Raw genomic sequence first — 26,713 nt, 5'->3', positions numbered from 1 at the left:
TGGAAACTTCATCACAAATATGGTTTCCGGACTCATTGCATATGCCTTTTACCCAACAAAACCAAACATCAATATAGACAACCTTCAAAGAATTGGATAGTCCTTATATCGAACTCACGTTATAAAGGCAATATTAGGCACATATTAACCACGGATGATTTTAGCGAGTCTACAGCTTGGGAATTTTCATTGGCGCAGAAAAATACATACCAGAATGGAGCATATTGGGGAACACCAACGGGATGGGTATGTTATGCCATAGCTAAAACCAATTTTAAACTTGCGCAGAAATTAGCCAAAGAATTCATAGATGATTTGCGTGAAAACGATTTTAGAAAAGGTTTGGAATACGGAGCTCCCTATGAATGTTTTCATCCTTCCGGACACAGACAAAACCCTTTGTATATGACCACAGTAAGTTGTCCCTTGGCTGCGTTTAAGGCAATTGCAAAACCTTGAAAGAGAGACTATTTTTTTCTTCTATTTGGGATTTATAGGCTTCTATATTGATTATGGGCTGTACTAAATAATATTCAGGTATTTCAATCTGAGCTTTACTTCCGAATCTTCCGCAACCACTTTTGAAATTTTGTTCAAGTCGATATCAAAAGTATAATTGTAGTTACTGGAATTCATTAAGACCACAGAATTTAAAATAAGAAGGGCTTCACTCGGCTTATCGGATTTGTACAAGGCATTGGTCATCACTGCCGATGGATCCGATTGTTTCATAATTGCCATAAATTCTGCCGCACGTACCCTGTTTATAAGCTCTGGGTCCTTGGTTGCGATCGATTTGATTTTGGCCCCCATGGCCATAGCCTGTTCTCCAAAGGTACTGCAGACAATGATGGCCCAATATCGTTCCCATGGATCCGAAGAATCCAAGGCTGCTGCCAATGAATTTTTGGCCTCCTTAAAGTTTAAAAGGCCCAGGTTGGCAATTTCAATATATTTTATAATTTCCTCTTTGTGTTTTTGGCCAAACGCCACTGGGTTCTCAAAAGCTTTATCTATAAGGACATGTTCAGGGTAAAAAGAGAGGTCGGGCATTCCTTTTACCCAAGTATTTAGCCTGTTTCTCAAGTCTATTAAAGTAGTTTTGTAGGCTGGGTCATTGGCCAGATTTTTTGTTTCATAGGGGTCTTCATCTATATCGAATAGCATTTCACAGGGGCGGGCTTCAAAGAAGGCCGATTGTGTTTTGTTCAGTTCTCCTTTGTCATAGAGTGCTTTCCATTCTTGGTAGGCCAATTGCTTGTAACGGTAGTTGTTCATTAGGCCATCAAAATTAAAGGGCTGATAGTTTCTAATATATTTGTACTTTCCTTTTCGAACGGCCCTCACCATATCGTATTTCTCATCAAACCTATCCGCATAGCTATAGGTCTCATCAGGGGTATGCACCTCTGGGTTACTGTTGTCAGGGCCTAAAAATGCCTTTCCATCCATTCCTTTTGGCTTTGTAACCCCTGCTAGGTTTAAGACTGTTGGTGCCAAGTCGATAAAGCTTATAAAATCGTTTACGGTACTGCCAACGGGTTTATTTACGAGATGTTTATATTTTTCGGGAACGTGGACTACCATTGGAACGTGGAGTCCGGTTTCGTATAGGTATCCCTTGCTTCCTGGCAAAACCCCTCCATGATCGCCAAAGTAAAAAATAAAGGTATCGTCCAACCTGCCATCAGCCCTTAGTTCATTGATAACTGTTCCAACCTGCCGATCCATCTCCCTAATTTTATCCCGGTACAGGGCGTTGGTGTATTTAAATAGTTCAGTATCGGGGTGTTTGGGCTCAACTTTGAATGAATTTTGGTCCGTTTCAGGCAATGTGCCGTCCATATCCTCATGGGTAAAGTGCATGCTCGACTCATGGGAAACCCCGATATTGAAAACGTGGAAAAAGGGCTGATTTTCATTCCTATTCCTCCAACTGGCCTTCTTTGAGGATTCGTCCCAAACTCCATCCCTTTTCCTAATATTGTAGTCTTCCTTACTATTGTTGGTAGTGTAATAACCTACCTGCCTTAAATATGCCGGAAACATCTTTAGGGAATCGGGCATAGGGACCATCAACATTTTCCTATGGAATTGGGCCCCAATACGGGGACCGTAACAACCAGTGATGATGGCCGACCTGGCGACACTGCAAACCGGTGCATTTGAAAATGCGCGATTAAAGATTAGACCCTTTTCCGCAAGGGATTGAATATGGGGGGTGGGAACACCATTGTCGTCAAAGAGGTCGAGGTAGTGCTTGGAATTATCCTCGGAGGTAATCCAGACAATGTTGGGGGGACGATCCTCCATCTGTTTTGCTTGGGATACCATGGCAGTGGTATACATGAGATATATAACCAGTGCTGTGAAAAATATGCGGGAGTCAAATATGGTCATAGGGGTTTATGTTTGCTTTTATACGTAATAGTATTGGCTCATTGTTTTTAATGATGCCCCTAATATACCAAATTCCCTAAATCTATATTTTCCCCTCTGCTTCCAGAGTATCCACTATGGCAGAGAGTTGTTCCGGGGTAATGGGCTTAATTATGTAATCGGATATCTCGCTAATCTGTTTTGCTTGGGCCAAATCCACTGGGTCTACCGAAGAACTGACCATGTAAATGGTAACTTCCTTTCCTACCCTAGGTTTGATCTTTACGTATTCTTCCATGAACTGAAAACCATCCAATATGGGCATGTTGATGTCCAGAAAAATAACGTCAGGCAAATTCTGGTTGTTTCCAACATTATCGATCATAAATTCCAAAGCTTCTTCACCATTGGAAAACATCAATATTTTTCTAGCTAGTTTATGGGTTTTAATGGTTCTTGTAATGGTATATTTATAGATGTCATCATCATCTATAAGGCAAATAATGAACGGTTTCGTCATAATATTAAAATTTAATTGTAAATGTTGTTCCTTTTCCTACTTCACTTTCCGCGGTAATGGTACCGCCCATTGTTTCAATGTGGTTCTTTGTAAGGAAGAGCCCAATACCTCTGGCATCCTTGTGTTGGTGAAATGTTTTATGAAGGCCGAATAATCTATTGCCATGCCTTTTAAGGTCTATGCCCAAACCGTTATCCTTTACTGTCATAAACAATCTTTTGTTTTTTGTTTTTGTCCAGATTTCAATTTCGGGCACTCTTTTCGGGTCCTTGTATTTTATGGCATTGGTTAGCAGGTTAAGGAAGATGCTTTCCATATAATTGCGATTATATATAATCTGATTGGCTTTGGAGAAATCTGCTTTGATTATTGCGCCTGTTTCCATGATCTGGGCACTGATTATCTCTTGCGTCTTTTTGAGAACTTCATCAAATTTAATGTTCTCTTTTTCCTTTTTGGCTTCATCCCTAATTTTTAATGCCTCCACCAAACTATCCAACGTAGAAGTAAGATGATGGATTACAACCTCGAATTTTTCAAATAGCAATTCTCTATCTTCATCACTTTCGGACGTTTTGTAAAAATGTAATAGTGCGTTAAGATTGCCTACTGGAGAACGCAGGTTGTGGGAAGTGATATGCGCAAAACTAGCCAATTGTGTATTTTGGGCAGTTAATTTTTCGGCAAGAATTTCCAGTCTTCCCTTGGCCTCTGCCAGTTTACGTTGGCTTTCAATACGTTCACTAATATCGATCGCTATCCCCAAGAATCCCGTTACTTCGCCATCTTTTGCGCTTCCTAATGCCGCTACATTTAAGAGTACGGTTACAGTTGAGCCGTCTTTACGTATATAGGTCCATTCCCGGGTTTCATTGTTCTCTTGGTTGGCCAATTCCACAAATACATCAAATCCCGTTATATTACGTCCCAAATTTGAAGATAGCTCCTCGCCGCGCTGTATCACTTCTTGTTCGAGATGAATGGCTGATGGCGTTTTTTTTCCGATCATTTCCTCGGCGGAATATTGCAACATTTCCTCAGCACCCCTATTGAAATGACTAATAACACCATCGATATGGGTTCCAATAATTGAAATTGACCCTGTGTTGAATATGGCCTTCAACTCTTCATTGGCCCTAGCTAAAGTATTCTCCGTTGTCTTTATTTTGTTAATATCTTGAAAAACACCATAGAGCCTTTTGCATTTTCCATCAACAAATTCGGTTTGGCCTATGGCACGTGCCCATATTGTATTTCCCTTCCCGGTTACAAGTTCCAATTCCAGGTCATAGGGCGTACCTTTTTCGATTGCTTCTGCAACTACCTTCTGTATTTTATTCCGGCTATCACCGGCTTTGAAAAAATTGATTCCAGTGGTCATATCGGGAATGTAGTCTGCTGGCACTTCATGAATTTCTCTGGTAATCCTGCTCCAAACAATTGTCCCTGATTGTATGTCAATTTCCCATGTACCTATTCGTGCCACCTCATTGGCCTTGTCCAGTATTTCCTCGGTCCTAAGTTTCTCTTGATCCTTTTGTTTGGCCTCCTGTTGAAGTTTTAGTTGTAGGGTAATATCCCTGATGGCGGCAGAAACCCATATTTCACCTTCCATTTTTACAGGGTTTAAGGATACTTCCACAGGTATTTCCTGTCCTCCTTTTTTTAAAGCGAACAGTTGCTTGCCAGCACCCATAGTTCTTGCTTTAGGAGCATCGGTAAAATGCTTTCGATGACTTATGTGGCCCATTTTAAAGCGTCCCGGTAGTAGTATTTCAATGGGTTGACCAATTAATTCCTCTTTTTTGTAGTTAAAAACATTTTCGGTCTGCTCATTGATTACCTGTATTTTTCCATTTTCATTCACAATGACAATGGGGTCCGGGGTTGCGTTCAAAAACGAACTTACCTTCATAAGGCTTCCCTCTGCCTCCGATCTTTTCTGTGCTATTCGATTAAGAATCCCTGAAGTTCTCCAGATTAAAAACAGGCTGCTTAGCAAAAATGAAATTGCATATAACAGGATTCCAAACTCTACCGATATTAAATTAAAACGATGGGTCAGTATTCTGAGAAAGCCCAATGCCAGTATCATAATCGTTAATTGGAAATAAAGGATCCTAGCCATTTTGTTGCCTATTTTACTTCCAGTAAATAAACTGGTTATTCCCAATGACGGATTAAGTAGGGAGGCGGCAATCGATATAATAAAAATGGCCAAAGAAGTATGGAGGGCCATGGATGTTAGAAATGAAAGTTTGTAGGAGGTAGGAACATTGAATAGGTATCCCAAAATGGCGATGAACGATAAAATAGTAACTAGATTCAATAAAGCCTGGACAATAAAGCGGAGGCTTCTATTCGGGTTATTTATAAATACCAAAGAGAAACCCATCATAGAGAAACAAATGGCCGATAATGGAGACATTCTCCCTGGAACGGGATTGTTGGCAGCCGCAGCGTCCAGATCGGTTATAAAAAGTTGATCTAATCCAATGTGGATATCGTATGTTCCTTGAAGTAATGTTAATCCCCCAATTGCAAAAACAGCAAATGCCAATAACTTTGAAAAGTGTTGCCGATTTTCATATTTTATTTCAGTTACTAGATATAGCGAAGCCCCGGATAAAGCAATTCCAAGTGCGGTATTGAATTTCATTGTAACATAGCCCGGAAGTACACTCTTTAAAAAAGATATATCCAAGAACCATCCTATCATTACTAATATTCCTAAGCTAATAGCAATAACACTGATCTGGTGGATGAAATTTTTAAATTTCCTAGGAGTATTGTCCATTTAAATGTTTTCGATGGTTAGTGGCACTGAAATTACCATATGAGTTTTAATAAGGTAAAATATCATGCCCTTTTCAACCGTCCTAGGAATCGGATTAGGTAGAACATGTCGTCCCTTATCCAGCATGGAAGAAGTGGTTGGAAAAAGTCACAATCCCCTCCTTTTTTATATTGGTATTATATATAATTGATAAACTAAATTCTAAGGTTGGGGTTACAGGAATCAAATCTTAACCAACCCTTCAGGTCTCTTAAAGATACGTAATTTTTTGATATACAGATGTTTCAAATAAAGGGTTTCTAAAAAATTTACTTAAATGTTGTTCTTGCTTTCATTCAAAATGCAAAAAAAATTGTTACATTGAAATTTGGAATTACTTGGCCATAATTTTTTCTGGCCGGATTTTTAATCTAAGGATTTCCTGATGGTAATGAATTAATTGGAAATCATGCCTTTGTCTTTTTCATGTCTATATTGTAGGTAATTAATCCATGGCGGGTTTTAAATTGCCTAGGGAGAACCAGAGTAAAGATTAAATGCTTAGTAGCTTGTGCCATTCTAGTTTAGAACAAAGGAAATATAAACGGAGGTCCCTATTACGGTTAGGGAATAAAAAATTAACATATAATAAACTATACATTAATTACCAATTATGAAAAGTAAAAGAATCCAAACTGTTGCTACCATTATTTTATCCCTAATGTTTTTATCAACCTTTAGTTTAATTGCGCAGGAGCATCTTGATGTTGACCATCAAAAGAAAATGTACGAGCGAAATGCCATGGGAGACGGAACAGCATTGAAGGTTTTACTTTTTTCCGGTACTGGTTGGTTCAGGCATCCTGATATCCCCATTGTAAATGGATGGATCGTACGGCTAGGTGCCGAAAACAACATGCAGGTAGATGTAAGTGAAACTGGAAGTGATATATCCAAGGAAAAACTGGGTTATTACGACGTGTTGCTGTTCAACAATGCCAATGTTCTTGATAAGGTTCTTAACCAAGACCAACGCAATGTCATTGAAGAATGGTATAGGGCTGGGGGTGCAATTGTTGGCTTACATGCATTGTTGGTGCACCAGGAAAACTGGCCATGGTTGATGGAATTGGGAGGATGTGATTTCAATAGTGATTCCGAATTTCTCAAAGCCAAAGTGGTGGTTGATCCTGCCGCTATGGATCATCCTGCGGTTAAGGGAATGGGTAAGGAGTTTTGGTACGAGGCGGATTGGACCAACCACACCAAGGTTGTTACCGGTTTGCCAGGTGTACAGGTTTTACTTAGGGTAGACGAATCCACATACGAACCGGTTAGGGAGTATTTCAAGACCAGGGGAGGTGTAGCTATGGGAAAAGATCATCCAATAGCCTGGACCAGGGAATGGGACGGAGGTAGATTTTTCTATACAGAGTTGGGGCATGACATCCGTTCATTGAATACGGATTTTGGGCGACAACATCTTATAGAAGCAATAAAATGGGTAGTTAACAAAGAGTGACAATGCCGTTCTAATTTTATCGAGGTAGCCAATCAACTGTCCAATATTGATAATCTTAACAAGAGTAATTTATTAAAAGTAGGTCAGGTTATGGCCTTACAGAATCTATAGATATTTCCATTAAACTTTTTCAGTCGGCCAGGGCAGACTATATGGAGGTACTTTTGACCTAGCGGGATGCCCTCGAATCCAGTGAGGAACTTGTAGAGACCAAAAAGGACCAAATGTTGGCCAAGGTGGGTATCTATAGAGCCTTGGGAGGAGGCTGGGATAGATAAAGCTTATACAAGGTTTGATAATAACTTTAAAGGGAAGCCATTTTACATTCGTGTAGAATGGCTTTTCCTATTTTAAGGCTTATAAGACTTTTGGATTAAGTCCAAAATGAAGTGCCGACTCAAATTTATTTGAGGATTATCCATAAACCTTATATATTTATTGTTCCCTATATTAGTAGCCTTATTAAAACCATCCAATTATATGAAAGTTTTATCTCTATTTTTCCTTGGCACCTTGTGTTTTTTATCAATGAACAGTTGTGCTGAGAAAGAAGGGAAGAAACCCCAAAAGCCCAACTTCTTATTTATTATGTCCGATGATCACGCCTATCAGGCCATTAGTGCCTATAGTGATCATTTGATTCAAACCCCAAATATAGATCGGTTGGCCAAGGAGGGCATGTTGTTCAGAAACGCTAGTGTTACCAACTCTATCTGTGCGCCATCAAGGGCCACAATACTCACCGGGAAACATACCCATATTAATGGGAAAATAGACAATCACAATCCCTTCGATACTACGCAGGTTACCTTTCCACAGATATTTCAGAAGGCGGGTTACCAAACGGCTATGTTCGGGAAACTGCATTTTGGAAATAATCCCAAGGGCGTGGACGATTTTATGATTCTCCCCGGGCAGGGACATTATATTAATCCGGATTTTATTACCCCAAAGGGCGATACTACGGTAACCGGGTATGTAACTGATATCATTACGGACATGAGTTTGGAATGGTTGGATAAGAAACGGGATCCCAACAAGCCGTTTTTTTTAATGTATTTGCACAAAGCACCACATAGACCTTGGTGGCCAAGGGCGGATAAGTTTAAGGAGTATACCCAAAAAACCTTTCCTTTACCGGAAACCCTTTTTGACGATTATACGAATAGGGGCACTGCTGCCAAAACAGCAGAAATGAATTTGTTATACCATATGCAGTATAGTCATGATAGCAAGATTTGGCCCGAAACTTTAGAGGCCATGGGAGGAGTAGAGCCATTTGTGGAAGGTTCCCAGGCCGATGTTTATAACGAATTCAATCGAGGAAACGAGGAACAAAGGCAAGAATATAAGCCTATTATAGATGCCATTAATCAGGATTTTAAGGAAAAGTGGCCTACGTTTACGGATAAGGAAAAAATGATCTGGAAATACCAAAGGTATATGCAGGATTATTTGGGAAGTATCTCCTCCGTGGATGACAATGTTGGAAGGGTATTGGATTATCTGGATAACAATGGTCTGGCCGAAAATACGATAGTGGTATATACCTCGGATCAAGGGTTTTATTTAGGGGAGCACGGTTGGTTCGACAAGCGTTTTATTTATGATGAATCTTTTAAAACACCCTTGTTGATTCGCTGGCCCAATGAAATTAAGCCAGGAACCACTGAGGAGGAAATGGTACAAAACCTTGATTTTGCCCAGACTTTTTTGGAAGCGGCACAAATTGAAGCACCAACTGATATGCAAGGGGAAAGCCTTTTACCGTTGCTAAAAGGGAAATCGGCCCAATGGAATCGAGAAGCTGTTTATTACCATTATTATGAATACCCAAGTGTACATATGGTTAAACGTCACTACGGCATTGTGACCAAGGAGTATAAACTGGCCCATTTTTATTATGATGTGGACGAATGGGAGTTATATGATCGTAAAAAAGACCCCAAGGAATTAAACAATGTTTATGATGACCCGGCCTATGCGGAAATAGTGCAGGAGCTAAAGGAAAAACTGGCCCAGCTTAGGGTAAAATATAAGGATTCCAAGGAGCTGGATGATAAATATATTGAACAGTCCAAAAAATATTAAAGTATTTTTTGTTGGATTCTTATATAGCAGTACTGGGTAATCGATTTGGCATTGGTTCTACTATGTCCCTTTTCCAAGGGAAGGGGCCTATTATCAGCTTTTATTAATTTGATAGTTCCGAGCCGATACTATGTTTTGGTTGCGCCACCTGTGTGATTTAGCTCATGACATACCTATTTTAGGGGTATTCGTGAACCTTCGGTTTCTCCCTGCCGGTCTAAATGACCTATGCTATTATAATCAGTTTGACTTTATGGAATATTGGCCTATGTATTTAATATCTTATCTGGCGTAATCGGCAGATCGTAAACGCGTTTACCACATGCTTTATAAATGGCATTGGCAATGGCAGCTGCAGATGGCGGCATGGCGACTTCCCCAACGCCATAGGCAGTTTCCTTAGGTCTATTTATTATGGCCACTTCCACTTCGGGTATTTCCGAAAAACGTAAAATGGGGTATTTTATCCAATCTGTGCTAGTGATTTCCTTTGTATTGAAAGTTACTTGTTCCTTTAGGGTCCAGCTGGCTGCCTGGATCATACCTCCTTCAACCTGATTTGTAATTCCATCCATATTGATTACTTCGCCAACATCTACGACCGCCCACATTTTGATTAACTCAATATGGCCATTTACTTTATTAACGGCAACCTTGGCGGAAACGGCAATATAGGCGTCCGAATTTTTATAGCGCATAAAGGCATATCCAATCCCCTCACCATCCAATGTATTTTGTGAGTTGGTCAAAGCTTTAACCTTTTGGATTACCGCTATGGCCCTTTCGTCTTCCAAGTGGTTTAATCGAAAATGTAAGGGGTCTTGTCCCGCCTTTTCGGCCAAGGCATCCATAAAGGATTCAACGGCAAAGATATTGGTGAAAGATCCCAAGCTACGTAATGAGGATACTCGAAAGGGTCCGTCAAAGTAGTGTGCATTTAGCTTTATGTTGGGAATAGTGTAATAGGGGTCGGCATTTCTATGGCCTCCTCCCAAGTATCCTCTCGATTTCATGGTGAATGGAACTTCCAAATACCTGGCTGCCAATACCGTTCCGGCATCTTTATTGGGGCGCATACTGTGGGAGTCCGACCACACCTCGGACTTCCAAGAATTTATTCGCTGGTTTTCATCCAAGCTGGCTTCCAATTCTGTAATCAATGCAGGGCCATAAGGGTCCCATGAATGCTCATCATGTCTGGACCATTGTACCCTAACATGGGCGTTGGGGTATTCCAAAGCCAAAATTGCAGCATCGGTGGCGGCATCATCTGCTGTGCTATGTCCAAAACAGCCAGCCCCAGGAACGGCTTTAATATGTATTTTATCGGTCTCCATAGATAACATTGTCGCCAATGCCTCCCTCAAAGGATATATTCCCTGACTATGTGACCAGAGGTGTAATACTTCCCCATCAAACATGGCCAGTCCACAAGCTGGGCCTAAAGAAGCGTGTTTAAGATAGGGTTTGGTATATCTTGCCTTGACGGTTTCCACCCCTTTAAAAGCTGCTTCCACATTACCTTCTTTCCTTATGGTTTCAGGATTATCGGCAATCTCTTTAATATGCGTAAATAGATTTTCAGGTTTGGGAAAGGGTGTGGAAGTAGTCCATTTAGAGTGGTTCCTAAGGTATTGTTCTGCCTTTACCGCTTGGTATTCCCTTTCGGTAATAACGCCCACAAAACTACCTTTTATGACCGTTTTAATTACCCCTGCCACTTCGGCCTTTAAGCCATTCCCATCTATAGCGGTCAGTTGGGAAGTGTATCCTGGAGGTCTAACCACCCTTGCGTGTACCATGCCTGGGAAGCGTAGATCCTGGATGTACACAGCTGGCCCTTGGACCATGTTCAATATATCTGTTCTGGGAACAACCTTTCCAACATATCGATGTTCCCGGTAGTCCTTAATGGGAACTGGAAGGCTTATTTCCCGTTCTATTTGTTCCCCTTCAAGGATTTCAGCAAAAGTGTAGGATTTGTCATCCAATTTGGACTTAACAATGCCGTTGTAAAGCATTAGGTTGTCAACACTGGTGTTTAGTTTTTTACCCGTCAGGGCCAACAATTCCTGTCTGGCCGTAGCAGCTGCAAAACGAACGGACATAGCGCTGTTTTGAATAGAGGCGCTGGCACCGGTATAGCCTTCGTTTGGAGTGATACCGGTCTCTGCTAAATGCACCTGTACCTTATCAAGCTCCATATCCAATTCTTCAGCGGCCACCTGTTGGATGGCAGTGCGTATTCCCTGTCCCAGTTCTACCTTTCCCGATAGTATCATTATACTCCCATCTTCCAATATTTTCAACCAAGCGTTTACGGTTTTGGCACGCCCTATGCTACCAGGTAGTTTTCCATTGTAATTCACTCGGACTGCCATTATAGGGTCTTCTGTACCTGAGCAGGACCCCAACAATGTGAATCCTACACTGATATAGCCCAAGTTTTTTATAAATTTTCGCCTAGATTGAAGTGGTATGGCAGTCATGGTAGGTTGGGGTTAAAGGTTTTTGGCCGCAGTTTTAATGGCGCGGATAATTCTGCTATGACTGCCGCAGCGACATAGGTTACCTTGCAGTGCATTTCTAATTTCCGCCTCATCAGGATTTGCGTTTGTATTTAAAAGGCTAACAGCGACCATTACCATGCCATTGAGGCAATATCCACATTGGGCAGCTTGCTCGTTTACAAATGCCTGCTGCACGGCGTGTAGCTTGTTCTTTTCAGTGGCAAGACCTTCCAGGGTGGTTATTTCGGCATCCCCAACAGATGATACAGGTAACATGCAGCTAGTAGAAGCACTTCCGTTTATAAGGATGTTGCATGCTCCGCATTGGGCAAGCCCACAGCCAAATTTTGGACCGTTTAGTTCCAAATAGTCCCTCAATACGTAGAGTAGTGGTGTGTCGGCTTCCGTTTTTACTTTTTTTAGGGAACCATTGATGTTGAGCTGGTAGGTTGGCATAGCAACGAGTTAAGCTTCTAAGATAATGAATTGCTTTTTTAAAACAAATGAACTGGAAATTATCGAAAGCAGGAATCCATAGCTTGATGGGTTTTTTGTTAAACCTTGGAAAACTTCTGCTATTACTTACTTTACTTTGTTTGTAGATGGCAGCAATGTAGGTAACTAATTTGTTTCTTGCTTGAAGTGGTGGTACCGTTCCAATATGACGGATTTTTGGACTGCAGTATTTATCGTTGGTTTTTTTCTTGGATCATCCGTTGTTCAAAGGTCGCGTTGTATTCAGGATTGCTATGGCTTGGAACCAAGGCATGGGTTGCTGTTCGCCACCCTGTTAATTTTTTATGGAGTTCCTGAGTTTTATCCGGGTTTTGTTCGGCAACATTATTTTCTTCACTTGGGTCCGAGGTTAAATTGTATAGCTCCAAAGCACTGTCTTCAAAATATTCATGAAGTTTCCAGTCGCCCGAAATTATTACGGAACCTGGGCGGGTACGGAACAGGGGATCTCGACTACCATCCTGTATTCCTTGATATTCCTGAAGGTAGATGGGAAAATGAAAATATAGTTCTCTATCAAATAGGGGTTTACCATTAAAAATAGGTGTAAGGTCCATACCATCAAGTAGCTTGGCACTTTTCTTTGGTTTTGCAATATTTTGTAGGGTAGGATAAAAGTCCATATTGCTTACACGGACGGTAGAGCTGGAATTAGGTTTTATTCTTTCGGGCCATTTAATCAGTAATGGCACACGGATTCCTCCTTCATAATAAGAACCCTTTCCTGCACGCAAGGGATTTTGTTCGGATATGGCCCTAATCCCACCATTGTCCGATGTAAATATTACCATGGTATTTTTTTCCAATCCGTTTGCTTTTAGCGAGCTAAGTAGTTTGCCCACGTTTTCGTCCATGGAGGCTACCATGGCGGCATAGTCCGGTCTATTTTGACCATTGGAACCTTTTTTATCCTTAAATTTTTTTATTAGTTCCTCTTTGCCCATTATTGGAGTATGCACCGTATAAAAAGGAAGGTAAAGGAAAAAAGTGGTGTCACGGTATTTTTCAACAAAAGTGATGGCCTCCTTGGTGATGCGGTCCGTTAAATACTCCCCATCGGGTCCATGGGTTATATGGTCAATCTTATAAGGGGAAAAATACCCCCCTTTCCCAGGATTGCCCTTGGCGCTTCCACCAATATTTATATCTATACCCTGTTCTTTAGGATTATTGCCTACGTGCCACTTCCCGAAACTGCCGGTGACATATCCTGCCGACTTCAACATTTGTGGGAGGGTGTATATGGTGTCGTTAAGATGATCCGTATTTTTTATAGGAATCAATTTCCGCGTCTTGGAATTTCCGCGGTCCGATGGACTTACCGTATAAACGCCGTGTCGTGGCGTATTAAGTCCGGATAGGAGACAAGCACGGCTGGGAGCGCAATTTGCAGCTGCGGCATAAGCATTGTAAAATATCATACCCTCCTTTGCCAATTTATCCAGATTGGGTGTTTCGTAATATTGGCTGCCCATAAAACCTACATCTTTCCAACCTAGATCGTCCACATTAATGAGTACGATATTGGGCAGGGACCTTGGTGATGCGTTATCTTTGGACGACCTACAAGATAGTAAGGTTGTGGCTAAAACCAAGGCAATAATTATGGGGAGATGTTTTAGGTATTTCATTTGTGTTGGGAATCCGGCACAGGGGCTTTAGTATTTTGATGGATATTGATTCAAATTTACCCTAAAACATTTACTTTGGGGATACATTTTGTATCAAAGACAGGGCTTAGATGTTGAATGTGGCTTTGAAGATTCCCATTTTATCCATTTTTTTCGGTTGTCTCTGTTGTATATTGTTTGGCAAATTCGGTCGGACTTTTTCCAAACTCCTTGCTAAAGCATTTGCTAAAATATTTTTGATTATTAAAGCCGGTCATATAAGCCACTTCGGAAATATACATTTTGTTTTTCTTTAATAGCTGGGCAGCTCTTTTTAAACGTATCTGCTTAATAAAGTTCACCGGAGTGTCATTGACTATGGCCTGAAGTTTTCTATAAAGATTGGCCCTGCTCATACCCACTTCCGAGGCCAGGTATTCCACACTCAGTAAATGATCGTCCATAGAATCTTCAACAATTTGTATCAGTTTTTTTATAAATCTTTCCTCATTGGAATCTACTTCAATATCAGAGGGTTCGGAGGTGATTATTTTGCTGTACTTTTCTTTTAGGTCTTGCCTGGTCATTAAGGCGTTCTTTACTTTCCATTTTACAAATTCTAGACTGAACGGCTTTTCTATATAATCCTCCGCTCCCAAACTCAGGCATTCAATTTTTGTTTCATCCGAGTTTTTTGCGGTCAACATAAAAATGGGAATGGAATTAATGTCATTATTCTCCTTAACCCGTTTTAGCATGGAAATGCCGTCTTCAATTGGCATGAGTATATCGCAAATTACCAATTGGGGCTTGTCTTTTAGAATGATGTCGTAGCCCTCCATACCATTCGAGGCTTCAAGTACATAGAAATCATGTTTTAATTCCTCTTTTACCATAAACCTCAGGTCATTATTATCCTCAACAAGCAATATTTTGGGTTTATCTGACTTAATGGATTGTGATTTTGCTTCAAATTCAGTGGAGACTTCCTCAATAACCTGAAATTCTGAATTATGGATGAAATTTTTTGTTAGGGGTTTGCCTGTGTTTATCCTTTCTTTTTTATTGAAAGCATTTTTATAGATCGGTAGAAAAAAGGTGAATTCAGTGAATACGCCCTCTTCACTTTCAACCCTAATGGCACCGTGATGTCTTTCCACTAGTTTTTGAACCAGTTCCATTCCTATACCGGTACCAGGAATTTGATTGCTATAGGCCTTTGTCGCCTGATAATAACGGTCGAATATATGTGGCAAGTCTTTTTCAGGTATTCCGATGCCATTGTCCCGAACACTGCATTTAATATAGGGGCCTTTTTTTGTGTCCTTTGATATAACTCCTTACCATGGACCTGGGAAATTAAAGAATTGGGAAGTAGAATTGGCTTCCGATTGCAATGGTGCGGAAAAAGTTTTTGTGTCCAATAATTTGGGTGAGATTAGCAAAATTATTGTCAATACGGAAACAGGCAATTTTATGGGCCCCTTGAAGGGGAAATCGAAATTGGCTTCCGGAACCATTTATTTTGCCAGGGTTCGTCAACAAAGCTCCCATGGACAATGGTCGGTATGGAGTAGATGGCACCAAGGGTTTAATGTGGAATAGGGCGGTGGCTACTTAGTTTTATCAAGGGTTAAAAATCAATATAGTTAATGAAAACAGTTTTACTAAAAATATATTTTACACTAATAGCCTCATTGGCCACCCTTGGAGTTGGTGCCCAATCGGTAGACTTCAATTCGGAACATATCCAAATTAGGTTCGACTCCAATTTTAACCGTGACATAAATTGGTTGGATGCCGAGGGCAATAGGTTGACTTATTTTGATCCTGAAATTCAAGAAGGTATTGTAGTCAATGGTAGATTGTACAAGTCATTCAAAATTGATCGGGACAGGGTGGTACGGAAATCGGTAGATCACAGTGAATTTGGGAAATGTGTACAAATGGTTGTAAGCGGAATTTATACCGATCAAGATTTATCGCTTCAAAAAACAACGACCATCCTTTTTCCGAAGGATTTTAATAATTCGGCCATTTTTGAGACGTCCTATCGCAATTTAGGGAATCAAAAAATAAGAATAGATACCGTATACAGTCAGAGGGTAGCTTTAAAATCGAATGAATCCTTGGCAGTGGAAAAGGGGAAGTACAATCTGGTCTCGTTTCAGGGCGGGGTAAACGAATGGGGCAGTGACTATGCTGTAATTGGTCTTGAACCGGGCTTTTCACAGCATAATTCTCAAGGGATGCACCCTACGGCCAAAGGAGAAATTATAGGAGGAGGTATGCCATTTATTGATGTTTGGGGAAAAAATATGGGAGTGGCATTGGCACATCTGGGAAAACAGCCGGAATGGGTTTCTTTACCTGTAAGGATGGATGTCGATAACACGGTTGACATGGGTATTACGGAGATACCGGAGGAACGCCTCGGATTAAAAAAATGGTTGTCTCCCAATGAAGTTTATACCACTGTAATGACTACCGTCATCTTTCACAAGTTGGACTATTACAATGCGCTAAATACCTATGGAAATCTTTTGCGTAAACGAGGAGTAAATATTCCAAGGTCATCGCCTGAGGCTGCCTATGAACCCTATTGGAAAAGTTGGGGCTTTGAGTTGGATTTTACGTTGGATGAAATTTATGGAATCCTTCCTGAACTTAAGGATATGGGAATTAAGGTAGCCAATCTGGATGATGGTTGGTTTGATTATTATGGGGACTGGGAAGTAAACAAAGCCATCGGAAAATTTCCGGGCGGTCGTCAGGATATGGTCAAATTCGTAGATCGGGTTCATCAAGAGGGATTTAAGACCAATCTGTGGTGGTATCCTTTGGGCGTTAGTGCCGAGAGCCAATTGGCTAAAAATCACAGTGAGTATTTGGTCATGGATGAGGCCGGTACATATCCAGTAGATGTCCGCGGATTGTATCAATTATGTCCGGCATATGACCCGGCGATGAAGCATGTGGAGAATCTGGTAAAACGTTTTGTGGTGGATTGGGATTATGATGGTCTTTATTCCGACACCAGAGGACTATCGGCCGTACCTCCCTGTTTTAATGTGGTGCACGATCATGCTACTCCTCTAGAATCATTCCAGAGGGTTCCGAAAGTATTTGAGGTAATAAAATCGACCTTGGATAAATATAAAAAGCATTCCATTCACGAGGTATGTATTTGTGCTGTACCCCATTCACCATATAATATGCCTTATTACGATATAGCGAATGCTTCCGACCCCATTAACTCATTGCAGACCAGACGTAGAATAAAAGTGGAAAAAGCCATTCACGGTCCGGCTTATGCCGTTGGGGACTGTTATCAGGTGCCAGAGGACGAGTGGAGTGGTTTTTCAGTGCCTCAGGACTTTGAAAGTGCCATGGGTACCGGGGCGCAAGTGACTACTTTTTATACGGATCTGGACCTTGAACAACAAATGGATTGGAAGCGCTGGGTGAAGGAATATAATGAAAAGAAACTAAGTAGTGCCACCTATACCAATCTTTATGATATAGCCTTTGATAGGCCCGAAGTACATGTAGTGGAAAAAGAAGGACAGCTTTTTTACGGCTTGTACGCCGATCTTTGGTCAAAAGTAGATAGTATTGAACTACGGGGGTTAAGAAAAGGGATAAATTATGAGGTATATGACTATGCCAATAATCGGAAAATGGCCAATGTACATGGAGATAGTCCATATATTAATATTGGTTTCCGCGACCATCTATTGATTCAAGTGGTTCCTGAAAATAAATAGAAAGGGGTTATAACAATTTGATTGAACATTAATTTGCAAATTAAAATTTTACGCTTGTGAAAATACTCATTTTGGTATGCTGTTTTATAGTCCTACAAGACACTTTTGTGCATGATGGGGGGAATTCCCTTGAGAAAGAAAATAGGGTTATTTTTCGCGAGGATTTTGAAAAGGCCTCAGTGGAGGAGGTGCTTCAGAATTGGGACAATAGTAAAAACTCCAAAGGCATGTCATTGTCCAACGATGTCCCAAAAGGAAGTTCAGGAAAAAAATCGCTTATGATGACCTATGTTGCCGGAAAGAATGAGGGGGGACATCTTTTTAAAAGTTTTCCAATGGGCCATGAGGTGTTGTATGCACGTTTTTATGTTAAATTTTTGACCGCAAATAGCCACATCCATCATTTGGTAAAATTGGGGGGATATCAACCTGCTGTGCCATATCCCATGGGATTGGCAGGGCTTAAGCCTAATGGGCAGGATTTTTTAATGTCTGGAATAGAATTCCCGGATAATAAAAATTGGCATTGGGGATTTTATACCTATTGGATGCACATGGCGGGAAGTCCAAAAAACTATTGGGGCAACGTATTCTTCCCTAAAACCGAGAAAAAAGCACCTGTGGGGGAATGGATATGTGTAGAGTTTATGATAAAATTGAACTCTCCAGTAGATTCTTACAATGGAGAGCAGGCATTTTGGATAAATGGCGAAAAAGTACTCCATTTGGGGGAAGGATTTCCCAAAATAAATAATAGAGGTGGACATAATAAAGAAAGTTCATCAGGGAACGCTTTTCACGGCTATCAATGGAGGGATAATGAAAAATTGAAATTAACCTTATTTTGGTTGAATTATTATATGACCAAAGGGATCGAAGGGGAAATAGATCACATTTTATTTGACGAAGTTGTAGTATCCAATAAATATATTGGTCCTTTAAAGTAGTAGTCGGGATAGTGGATAAATTAAATAGAATTTAATATGGGCAAGGTAAAGTTATTAGTTTGTATTTTTATTTTGGGCAATGCAGTGGTTTTCTCACAAGTGTCCGATTTTAAGGTGGCTCCCAATTTTGATCAGACCAATAACATAAGGTGCTATCTTAGTAATGTTGCTAGCGGGATTACCCAAAATGCTTTAAAAGATATCCATAACCTTACAGATTGGGAAAAGGTTCGTGAAGAACGTTACGAACAATTCTGTGAGATGATGGGGCTACAGGGAAAACAGCTGAGTGGAAATAGGCCTGCACTCAAAATCACTAAAACGGGGGTCATACAAAAAGAGGGTTATCGCATAGAGAAATTGTATTATGAATCCCTTCCCGGTCTATATGTGCCGGCCAATCTTTATATTCCGGATGGCATTAAAAAACCCGTTCCGGCCATTTTATATGTCTGTGGGCATTCACACACCCAAAAACACCATTATCAAGCACACGCCAAAAATTTTGCCCAAAATGGTTTTGTGTGTTTAATAATAGAAACGATACAGAGAGGTGAGGTAAAAGGGGAACATTTGGGCCAGGAATCCAACGGTTGGTTTCAATGGTACAGCACAGGTTACAATCCAGGGGGTGTCGAAATATGGAACGGAATAAGGGGCTTGGATCTTTTAAGTAAAATGCCCGAAGTGGATAAGGATAAATTAGGGGTTACGGGAATTTCTGGTGGTGGATCCCAAAGCTGGTATTTGCCAGCTATTGACAGGAGGGTGAAAGCTGCGGCTGCAGTAGCAGGGGCTGGCTCATTGGAAGGTCAAATTACACAAAAGACCATTGACGACCATTGCGATTGTATGATGCCAATAAATACCTATGGAATAGATTTCTCCGATATTGGAGCCTTGATAGCCCCAAGGCCGTTTATGATTGCCCAAACCAATCGAGATCTATATTATTCCCTAGAATCGGTACACACTTTATTCGAAAAAATTAAACCTATTTATTCATTCTACGGAAAATCGGATAACCTGATTATGAAAGAGGCAAGTGGTCCCCATAGCTATGGATCCAATGAAGAGTTACGGCCAGAAATTTTATCGTTTTTTCTTAAGGAACTGAGTGGTATTAATAAGTCTGTGGAACAAATTGGGGAAATCGATATTACCAAAGAATTAAGCAATGATGCCTTGAAAGCCTACACAATTAGTGGGCCACCAAAAGATGACAGGACCACGACTATTCAAGATTCCTTCGTTGAATTGGCGTCCCCTCCTTCTATAGGGAATATGGCCGAGTTTACCAATTATAAACGGGAGGTAGTGACTTTTTTAAAGAAAAAAACATTTGGGGCATTTCCAAAACAGCCTGTTCCGCTGGATATTAGGTCCGAATTTCGGGCTTTGGACGGGAGTGGTACACAGAGACAGGATTACAGTTTTGTTCCTGAAGAGGGGTGGCGTTTAAAATTCTCCTTACGAGGAAAAAACCTGTATGATTCCATCCCGTCCCGTCCCTTGTTACTGGTTCTGAGAAATCCTGACGAAGAGCGATGGTCTTCTGAGTCCATGGTTGCTGGGGCATTGAAAGATATGGAGGTAGCCTATTTTGAGGCCCGGGGCTTAGGCGAGACCGGTTGGTCGCCTAGCTTGCAATGGCATATTAGAAGATCTGCTGCATGGACTGGCCGTACTATTGCCTCGATGAGGGTTTATGATGTGTTGAGGTGTTTACAGGCCTTACGGGAGATACCCGGTATCAACACCAAAACAATTCATATAGCTGCCCAAGGAGAAATGGCGGTAGTCGCCGCCTATGCTGCATTGCTAGATGGCAATGTGAAAACCCTTTTGCTTAAAGATCCACCCGCAACGCAAAATGTTGTTAGCGATCCTTCTGGTAGAGGAGAGGCCTTGGAAATGCTAAATAGTTTAAGGGTGACCGATATACCCCAGGTAGTGGGTTTAAATTTTCCGAATGAATTGGTGATGGTTGGGAACCCATCAAGTACTTTTGAATGGACCAAAAACCTGTATTCGAATTTGAAAATGCCTGATGCATATTTGCAGGTGGATAAAATATCGCAATGGGTGAACAAATAATTAATATAAAATAATAAAAATGAAAAAGACAAAATACGGATTGTATTTATGTGCATTGTTGATAGGGTTGGGGTGTAAGGAGAAAAAGAAGGAAGTAGCTAAAACCGAGGTACGGGAAGATTTTCCATCCGAAATGGTCTCTTTTAAGCCAAATCCCAAAGCTCCTGTTTTTATGGGAGTCAATGCAGAAAATGCCTGGGATAAAAACTTAAGGGAAAGGGGATATATATTATTTGAGGATGATATATATAAAATGTGGTATACCGGTTATAACGATAGTATTAGCCCCAAAAGATTTCTAGGGCTGGCCACTTCCAAAGACGGAATAAATTGGGAGCGTTATACGGAAAAGCCCTTGGACTCTGAAACATGGATAGAAGATATGCAGGTGGTTAAATATAAACAGGAGTATTATATGTTCGCTGAAGGTAAGAATGATGTTGCCCATTTATTGACTTCTCCAGACGGAATTAATTGGACGTCCCAAGGAAATCTCACCATCTTGAAGGCCAATGGTGAGCCCATAAGCGATGGTCCGTTTGGAACTCCTACGGTGTGGATAGAGGGCAATAAAAAATATCTTTTTTATGAGCGGGATGATTTAGGTATATGGTTGGCAACATCTGAAGATTTTAAGACATGGACCAATGTTAAGGATGAGGAAGTGCTTAAAATGGGGCCGGAAGGTTATGACTCTGGAGCAGTGGCGGCCAATCAAATCGTTAAGTATGAGGGCCAATATTTTATGTATTACCACGGTTCGTCCAATCCGGATTGGATGAAACCAGGGGTGGTGGCACTATGGACATCCAACGTGGCAATGTCCACAGATTTGATACATTGGACAAAATATCGGGAAAACCCTATAGTGGAAGGGGATTATTCCAGCCCAATTCTGGTAGACAATGGAGAGGAATTTATACTGTATACCATGCACGACAAAGTACACAGGTATGTGCCTGGGAATTAACGAAATTGGGATAAAAGGTTGCAAAGCTGAATATGCATCAATGTGGGTTATAGTGGCTGCTTTTCCTTAGATTTGCAATATTCCTTTTCATTTAAGAAAGTTAATTATTTTAATCATTAGGGGCCTTAAAGTTTAGGTCATCAATTAATACAACATACAACTTATGACTAAAAAAAATTCAACGGTGGAGCGTAGATCTATCATTATTGGGGATCTCGAATTTAATGGAAAAGTAGATGTTAGGGAACTTAGTGCTAAGTTAGGAGTTAGTGAGGTAACCATTCGAAATGATTTGGCTCAATTGGAAAAAAAGAATATCCTGATTCGAGCTAGGGGCGGGGCCCTTCGTATGGACCCCGTTGGAATAGATTATCATATTTCAGAAAAGGATAAAATTAATATTAAAGCCAAGCAAAGCATCGGCATAGCTGCGGCCAAGTTTGTAGGTAGTGGTGATACGATTATGATCGATTCAGGAACCACCTCAATGGAGTTTGTTAGGAATCTTGATTCCAAATTGGAATTGACAGTTATTACCAATGCCCTGAACATAGCCAATCAATTGCACCAGAATGATAATGTTCAGGTGATTATGCCGGGAGGGGTTTTGCGAAAAAAGTCTTTTTCCTTAATAGGCACAGCTGCTGAGAAAAGTTTGAGAAACTATTTTTGCGATAAATTGTTTCTTGGAGTGGATGGCATAGATGTGGAAAACGGATTATCCACTCCAAATATTGAGGAAGCCCATTTTAATGGTACTATGATTGAAATGTCCCATCAAATTATTGTACTTGCAGATTCGAGCAAGATTGGAAAGAGAAGTTTGGCCTTTATCGGCCCTATATCCAAAATAGATGTATTGATCACCGATGCCGGTATTACCAACGAGCAGAAAGCTGGTTTTGAAAATTCAGGGGTAAAGGTGATAATAGCTTAAATAGGTACAATTTGTTTTGTTGGCACCTATTTTGAGGATATTAAAATCATGTTCCCCATAATCAATAATGAAATCATCTTTTTTAATAATCCGACTTATAAATGTTTGGAGCCCTGTGGTTTTCCATACCTAGGTCCCCTTGCGCAAGCATAAAACTTTCAAGCAATTTTTTGTTCCATAAGTTCTTTAAGATTTCACTATGTGGAAATATAATTTTTTTCTTAAAATCTCCCTTGTAATTATATTGATAAATGGCTGCAAACCAAAAGAAAGTGGAGGTTTTGGCAGAGATATTAGTAAGGATCCGGAGATTATTGACAATGGCAGGGTAATTTTCGAGGAATTATGTAGCTCGTGCCATAATTTTAAACAGGATGCTATAGGCCCGAATCTCAGTGGTCTTACCCGAGCCTTACCAACTAATTGGATCAAGGAATTTATAAAGAGTCCCATTGGGATGATCGATCTTAAAGATAAACGTGCTGTTGCCCTTAAGGAAAAGTATAAAGCGGTTATGCCCAACTTTCAACATCTTTCGGAGGCCGATATTGAAGCTGTTATAGCTTATATAAATACTTATGGGAAAACCCACCCCAAAAAGGAAACCGACCTAATTGCAATAGAAGACCCGATACCAGAAAAAATAAGCTTTTCAGGGGAAACAGCGAAACTTGAATACATAGGGCAAATACCAGCTTCAAGTACCACGCAGCCATATACCCGGATAAATAAGTTGGCATGCGAAAAAAATTTCGGACGGATATTTGTCAATGACTTACGGGGAACCCTTTTTGAACTTAGACAAGGGAAAGCCAATATTTACCTCGATCTAAATAAAACACATCCCAACTTTATAGATAGGAATGGAATGGCAACCGGTTTTGGTAGTTTCGCCTTTCATCCCGAATTCAATAAAAATGGTCTGTTCTATACTTCACATACCGAAGTTGCTGGTTCAAAACAGGCAGATTTTAAACTCCCTGATAGTGTTAAGGTGGTTATGCAAGGTGTTGTTACGGAATGGAAGGCCAAGGACCCTGGATCACTATCATTTTCAGGCCAGACCAGAGAACTTGTTCGATTCGATTTTATTGCCATTTCGCATGGATTACAAGAGATATCTTTCAATCCAAATGCAAACAAGGGCGATATGGATTATGGAAAACTTTATATCACTCTCGGTGACGGAGGAGCGGTACAAGTGGGGTACCCAAAAATTGCGGATCATCACGGCACTGATGTCTGGGGTAGCATATTGCGTATAGATCCAATGGGAGATAACAGTACCAATAATAAATATGGTATTCCCAAGGATAATCCTTTCGCCGATTCCATTAGTAAGAGAAAAGAAATATGGGCCTATGGGTTTAGAAACCCCAATAGGATTACGTGGATCGACAGCAACAGAATTTTGGCCAGTGATATTGGTCAAGCAAATATTGAGGAATTGAACATTGTAGAGCCTGGAAATTTTTATGGTTGGCCAATTAGGGAAGGAAAGTTTTTATTTAACCCCAACGGAAATTTCAATAGTGTATATACACTTCCTGATAATGACCATGAAGGTTTATTTACCTATCCTGTGGTTCAATATGACCATGATGAGGGGCCGGCCATTAGCGGTGGATTTATCGCCAAGGGAAAATTGTATGGGGGTAAATACATTTTTGGGGATATCCCAACAGGGAGGATCTTTATAAGCGATTTGGAGGGTACGGATCATCCTAAAATAGAAGAGTTGAAAATTGTAATTGACAATAAGGAAACCAACTTTTATGAATTAACAAAGAGCAGTAGGGTGGATTTAAAATTTGGCAGGGGTTGTGGTGGTGATATCTATATCTTTACCAAGGCCGATGGAAAAATCTATAGACTACAGGAATTATAAATCAATGGAGGTTGAATCTCAAAGGTGGTTTAAAAATGATCATTTACTGAAGTGTTTTAAACAGGAGTATTTATCCCCATTGTTATTAATAACAACCCCTAATTCCAATTGGGTTTAACCACAGCCTAACCTAAATATTTAAATACCTATAAATTGTACTCGATCCCTGATTTCAAAGTGATGTTAAACATTGAAGATAAATTTTCTGGGAGCTTATCTTATTTAAACAAGCTATCTACAAAATAATTATACCCAAAAAGGTATATTTTTTAGCATGTAAATTAAATTATACCCTAAAAGGTATAATTAATATAATTTTTAGTATATTGCACCCATAAGGGTATAATAATGAAAGAATGGGATAGACATAATGCAATTTCTGACTTTGTCAGAACAAGTAGAAAAGATAGTAAAATGACACAGTCAGAGTTATCGGACTTGACCGGTGTTGGACTTCGCTTTGTACGTGATCTTGAACAGGGAAAACCAAATTTAATGACTGACAAAGTAAATCAAGTATTACTCTTTTTCGGTCATCAATTAACACCAACACCAATAAGCGATGAGACAAGGAGAAATATGGGTGAATAATCAAAAAGCAGGAGTGCTTATTGAAAATGACGAAGGCTATATCTTTCAATACGATAAAGCCTATTTATCGTTGAAAAATGCAACACCGGTCTCCTTAACTTTCCCTTTACAGGAACCACCTTTTACATCAGATAATTTATTTCCTTTTTTTGACGGGCTGATACCTGAAGGCTGGCTGCTCGACATTGCTCAAAAAAACTGGAAACTCAATCCACGTGATCGTATGGGATTATTGCTAACGACCTGTCGCGATTGCATAGGAAATATAAGTATTATAGAAAATGAGTAATTGCTTAGCTTGCCATAAAAAACTAGATTCAGGGGATATTCAATATCATCCTGCCTGTCTTGCTGCTTTTTGGAAGCAAGATACTCCGGTACTAAAATTAGATTATGAAATCTCTCAAATTAACGAACTGGCCGCAGAAAATGTAGCACAGCGAATTATTGTGACAGGAGTACAGCCAAAATTATCCATGGGTTTCACAGAAATAGAAACTGAAGAACGCTTAACGATTGTAGGAGCTTTAAATGGGAGGTATATTTTAAAGCCACCCTTTGCTACGTATCCGCAAATGCCAGAAATTGAAGCATTATCTATGCTTATGGCCAAGTCTTGTGGTATTGCTACAGTCCCGTTTTTATTAATCCCATTAAAAGGCGGTGAATTAGCTTACCTCACACGTCGCATTGACCGTAATGCCAAAGGCGACAAGTTTGCGATGGAGGATGCCTGTCAATTCAGTGAACGTATGACAGAACACAAGTATAGGGGTCCCTACGAGCAAATCGCCAAAGGTATTCTTGCCTACTCTAAAAACCCGTTAAAGGATATCGTTCATTTTTATGAGCAAGTAATCGTGTCTTTCTTGATAGGGAATAACGATATGCACTTAAAGAACTTTTCACTTATCGCAAAAGAACCCAACGCTTACGAGCTGACTCCAGCCTATGATATGATCGCTGCGCAATTATTATTACCGGACGACATAGATGATTTGGCTTTAAACATCAATAGTAAAAAGCGAAAGTTAAAACGATCCGATTTTAACGAAGCTATGTTAAAAGCACATATACCGGAAAAAGCAATTGAAAATCTTTGGAAGCGAATAGAAAAAGGAATGGGGAAATGGTCAGAATTAATAAGTAACAGCTTTCTTTCCTCAGAACAAAAAGAGCGTTTTAGAAAATTGATAAATAGAAAGATAGTACAGTTGGAATTAGCTGTACTTATTTAAAAATCAAGTTCACCTAGAAATTAGAATGCATTAGAACTCCATTCACAATTATATCGAGATTGACAAGTATTCTTTGTTGTAACAAACGCATCCGCTGAATCCTTCAACGCTAAAATATAGGCATTCAGGGCGCAATTCAGAGGCGTTAGAAATACAGAATTCTTCCTGTTTAGGTTAACTCAATTATTTGCATAAATATCCAAATACCCAGAAATTGTACTTGATCCATATTGGATCAATCTCAAAAGTTGGGTCTAAAGAGAAAAATAATTTTCTTTGTGCTTTAAATTACATTGATGAATAAAGGCACTGAGTTATCCTTGTTAAGTTTAATATTACCAGAAGGAATATTAG

20 protein-coding genes and 3 pseudogenes are annotated in these 26,713 nt (G+C 40.1%); 16 read left to right on the top strand and 7 right to left on the bottom strand.

Features of this window, described 5'->3' with window-relative positions; translation table 11 throughout:
• Positions 1-100: pseudogene (locus QSE00_RS25405) on the top strand (IS982 family transposase); the annotation flags it as partial.
• 89 nt (positions 101-189) lie between these two features.
• On the top strand, positions 190-459 hold the full coding sequence (locus QSE00_RS25400) for a hypothetical protein (protein ID WP_459076856.1): 270 nt from the start codon (positions 190-192) through the stop codon (positions 457-459).
• A gap of 63 nt (positions 460-522) precedes the next feature.
• Here the strand turns inward: QSE00_RS25400 and QSE00_RS23325 are convergent, their stop codons facing one another.
• From QSE00_RS23325 to QSE00_RS23315, 3 genes are all read right to left on the bottom strand, one after another.
• Entirely contained in the window at positions 523-2,400 is a 1,878-nt protein-coding gene (locus QSE00_RS23325) for a sulfatase family protein (RefSeq protein ID WP_286107725.1), read from the bottom strand.
• Positions 2,401-2,482: 82 nt separating this feature from the next.
• Positions 2,483-2,899: a response regulator gene (locus QSE00_RS23320; RefSeq protein ID WP_286107724.1), complete on the bottom strand. Its 417-nt coding sequence runs from the start codon at positions 2,897-2,899 to the stop codon at positions 2,483-2,485.
• Positions 2,900-2,903: 4 nt separating this feature from the next.
• Complete coding sequence (locus QSE00_RS23315) at positions 2,904-5,696, bottom strand: PAS domain S-box protein (RefSeq protein ID WP_286107723.1); 2,793 nt, start codon at positions 5,694-5,696, stop codon at positions 2,904-2,906.
• A 652-nt stretch (positions 5,697-6,348) separates the two neighbouring features.
• Here QSE00_RS23315 and QSE00_RS23310 point away from each other — a divergent pair.
• From QSE00_RS23310 to QSE00_RS23300, 3 genes and pseudogenes are all read left to right on the top strand, one after another.
• Positions 6,349-7,197: a ThuA domain-containing protein gene (locus tag QSE00_RS23310; RefSeq protein ID WP_286107722.1), complete on the top strand. Its 849-nt coding sequence runs from the start codon at positions 6,349-6,351 to the stop codon at positions 7,195-7,197.
• 15 nt (positions 7,198-7,212) lie between these two features.
• Positions 7,213-7,475 (top strand): annotated as a pseudogene (locus tag QSE00_RS25395) (TolC family protein); the annotation flags it as partial.
• Positions 7,476-7,677: 202 nt separating this feature from the next.
• A complete protein-coding gene (locus QSE00_RS23300; protein ID WP_286107721.1) occupies positions 7,678-9,288 on the top strand; it encodes a sulfatase family protein in 1,611 nt (536 codons plus the stop codon).
• Positions 9,289-9,554: 266 nt separating this feature from the next.
• Here the strand turns inward: QSE00_RS23300 and QSE00_RS23295 are convergent, their stop codons facing one another.
• From QSE00_RS23295 to QSE00_RS23280, 4 genes are all read right to left on the bottom strand, one after another.
• Entirely contained in the window at positions 9,555-11,777 is a 2,223-nt protein-coding gene (locus QSE00_RS23295; protein WP_286107720.1) for a xanthine dehydrogenase family protein molybdopterin-binding subunit, read from the bottom strand.
• A 12-nt stretch (positions 11,778-11,789) separates the two neighbouring features.
• A complete protein-coding gene (locus QSE00_RS23290) occupies positions 11,790-12,254 on the bottom strand; it encodes a (2Fe-2S)-binding protein (RefSeq protein ID WP_286107719.1) in 465 nt (154 codons plus the stop codon).
• Between the two features lie 230 nt (positions 12,255-12,484).
• Positions 12,485-13,945 carry a sulfatase gene (locus QSE00_RS23285; RefSeq protein WP_286107718.1) on the bottom strand — a complete coding sequence of 487 codons (1,461 nt, stop codon included), beginning with the start codon at positions 13,943-13,945 and terminating at the stop codon, positions 12,485-12,487.
• A gap of 140 nt (positions 13,946-14,085) precedes the next feature.
• Positions 14,086-15,228: a response regulator gene (locus QSE00_RS23280; RefSeq protein ID WP_286107727.1), complete on the bottom strand. Its 1,143-nt coding sequence runs from the start codon at positions 15,226-15,228 to the stop codon at positions 14,086-14,088.
• 16 nt (positions 15,229-15,244) lie between these two features.
• Here QSE00_RS23280 and QSE00_RS23275 point away from each other — a divergent pair, with 16 nt between their 5' ends.
• The 11 genes and pseudogenes from QSE00_RS23275 to QSE00_RS25285 form a co-directional block, all read left to right on the top strand.
• Positions 15,245-15,529 (top strand): hypothetical protein, encoded by a 285-nt coding sequence (locus QSE00_RS23275; RefSeq protein WP_286107717.1) that lies wholly within the window; start codon positions 15,245-15,247, stop codon positions 15,527-15,529.
• A gap of 47 nt (positions 15,530-15,576) precedes the next feature.
• Positions 15,577-17,691 carry an alpha-galactosidase gene (locus QSE00_RS23270; protein ID WP_286107716.1) on the top strand — a complete coding sequence of 705 codons (2,115 nt, stop codon included), beginning with the start codon at positions 15,577-15,579 and terminating at the stop codon, positions 17,689-17,691.
• Between the two features lie 56 nt (positions 17,692-17,747).
• On the top strand, positions 17,748-18,638 hold the full coding sequence (locus QSE00_RS23265; RefSeq protein ID WP_286107715.1) for a hypothetical protein: 891 nt from the start codon (positions 17,748-17,750) through the stop codon (positions 18,636-18,638).
• A 36-nt stretch (positions 18,639-18,674) separates the two neighbouring features.
• Complete coding sequence (locus QSE00_RS23260; protein ID WP_286107714.1) at positions 18,675-20,735, top strand: alpha/beta hydrolase family protein; 2,061 nt, start codon at positions 18,675-18,677, stop codon at positions 20,733-20,735.
• A 19-nt stretch (positions 20,736-20,754) separates the two neighbouring features.
• A complete protein-coding gene (locus QSE00_RS23255) occupies positions 20,755-21,705 on the top strand; it encodes a glycoside hydrolase family protein (protein WP_286107713.1) in 951 nt (316 codons plus the stop codon).
• Positions 21,706-21,868: 163 nt separating this feature from the next.
• Positions 21,869-22,642 carry a transcriptional repressor AgaR gene (agaR, locus tag QSE00_RS23250; RefSeq protein WP_110354751.1) on the top strand — a complete coding sequence of 258 codons (774 nt, stop codon included), beginning with the start codon at positions 21,869-21,871 and terminating at the stop codon, positions 22,640-22,642.
• Positions 22,643-22,841: 199 nt separating this feature from the next.
• Positions 22,842-24,530: a PQQ-dependent sugar dehydrogenase gene (locus QSE00_RS23245; protein ID WP_286107712.1), complete on the top strand. Its 1,689-nt coding sequence runs from the start codon at positions 22,842-22,844 to the stop codon at positions 24,528-24,530.
• A 348-nt stretch (positions 24,531-24,878) separates the two neighbouring features.
• Complete coding sequence (locus QSE00_RS23240; RefSeq protein ID WP_110354753.1) at positions 24,879-25,121, top strand: helix-turn-helix domain-containing protein; 243 nt, start codon at positions 24,879-24,881, stop codon at positions 25,119-25,121.
• Positions 25,093-25,410, top strand: a complete 318-nt coding sequence (locus QSE00_RS23235) for a HipA N-terminal domain-containing protein (RefSeq protein WP_286107711.1) — start codon at positions 25,093-25,095, stop codon at positions 25,408-25,410. The genes QSE00_RS23240 and QSE00_RS23235 overlap by 29 nt, the downstream gene beginning before the upstream one ends.
• Positions 25,403-26,359 carry a HipA domain-containing protein gene (locus QSE00_RS23230; protein ID WP_286107710.1) on the top strand — a complete coding sequence of 319 codons (957 nt, stop codon included), beginning with the start codon at positions 25,403-25,405 and terminating at the stop codon, positions 26,357-26,359. Before QSE00_RS23235 ends, QSE00_RS23230 begins: the two co-directional genes overlap by 8 nt.
• Before the next feature lie 81 nt (positions 26,360-26,440).
• Positions 26,441-26,554 (top strand): annotated as a pseudogene (locus QSE00_RS25285) (ISAon1 family transposase); the annotation flags it as partial.
• Positions 26,555-26,713: the final 159 nt, after the last annotated feature.

The organism is Arenibacter flavimaris (assembly GCF_030291335.1).
In the GTDB taxonomy this organism is placed as follows: domain Bacteria; phylum Bacteroidota; class Bacteroidia; order Flavobacteriales; family Flavobacteriaceae; genus Arenibacter.
This window is presented reverse-complemented; position numbering and strand designations above follow the sequence as displayed.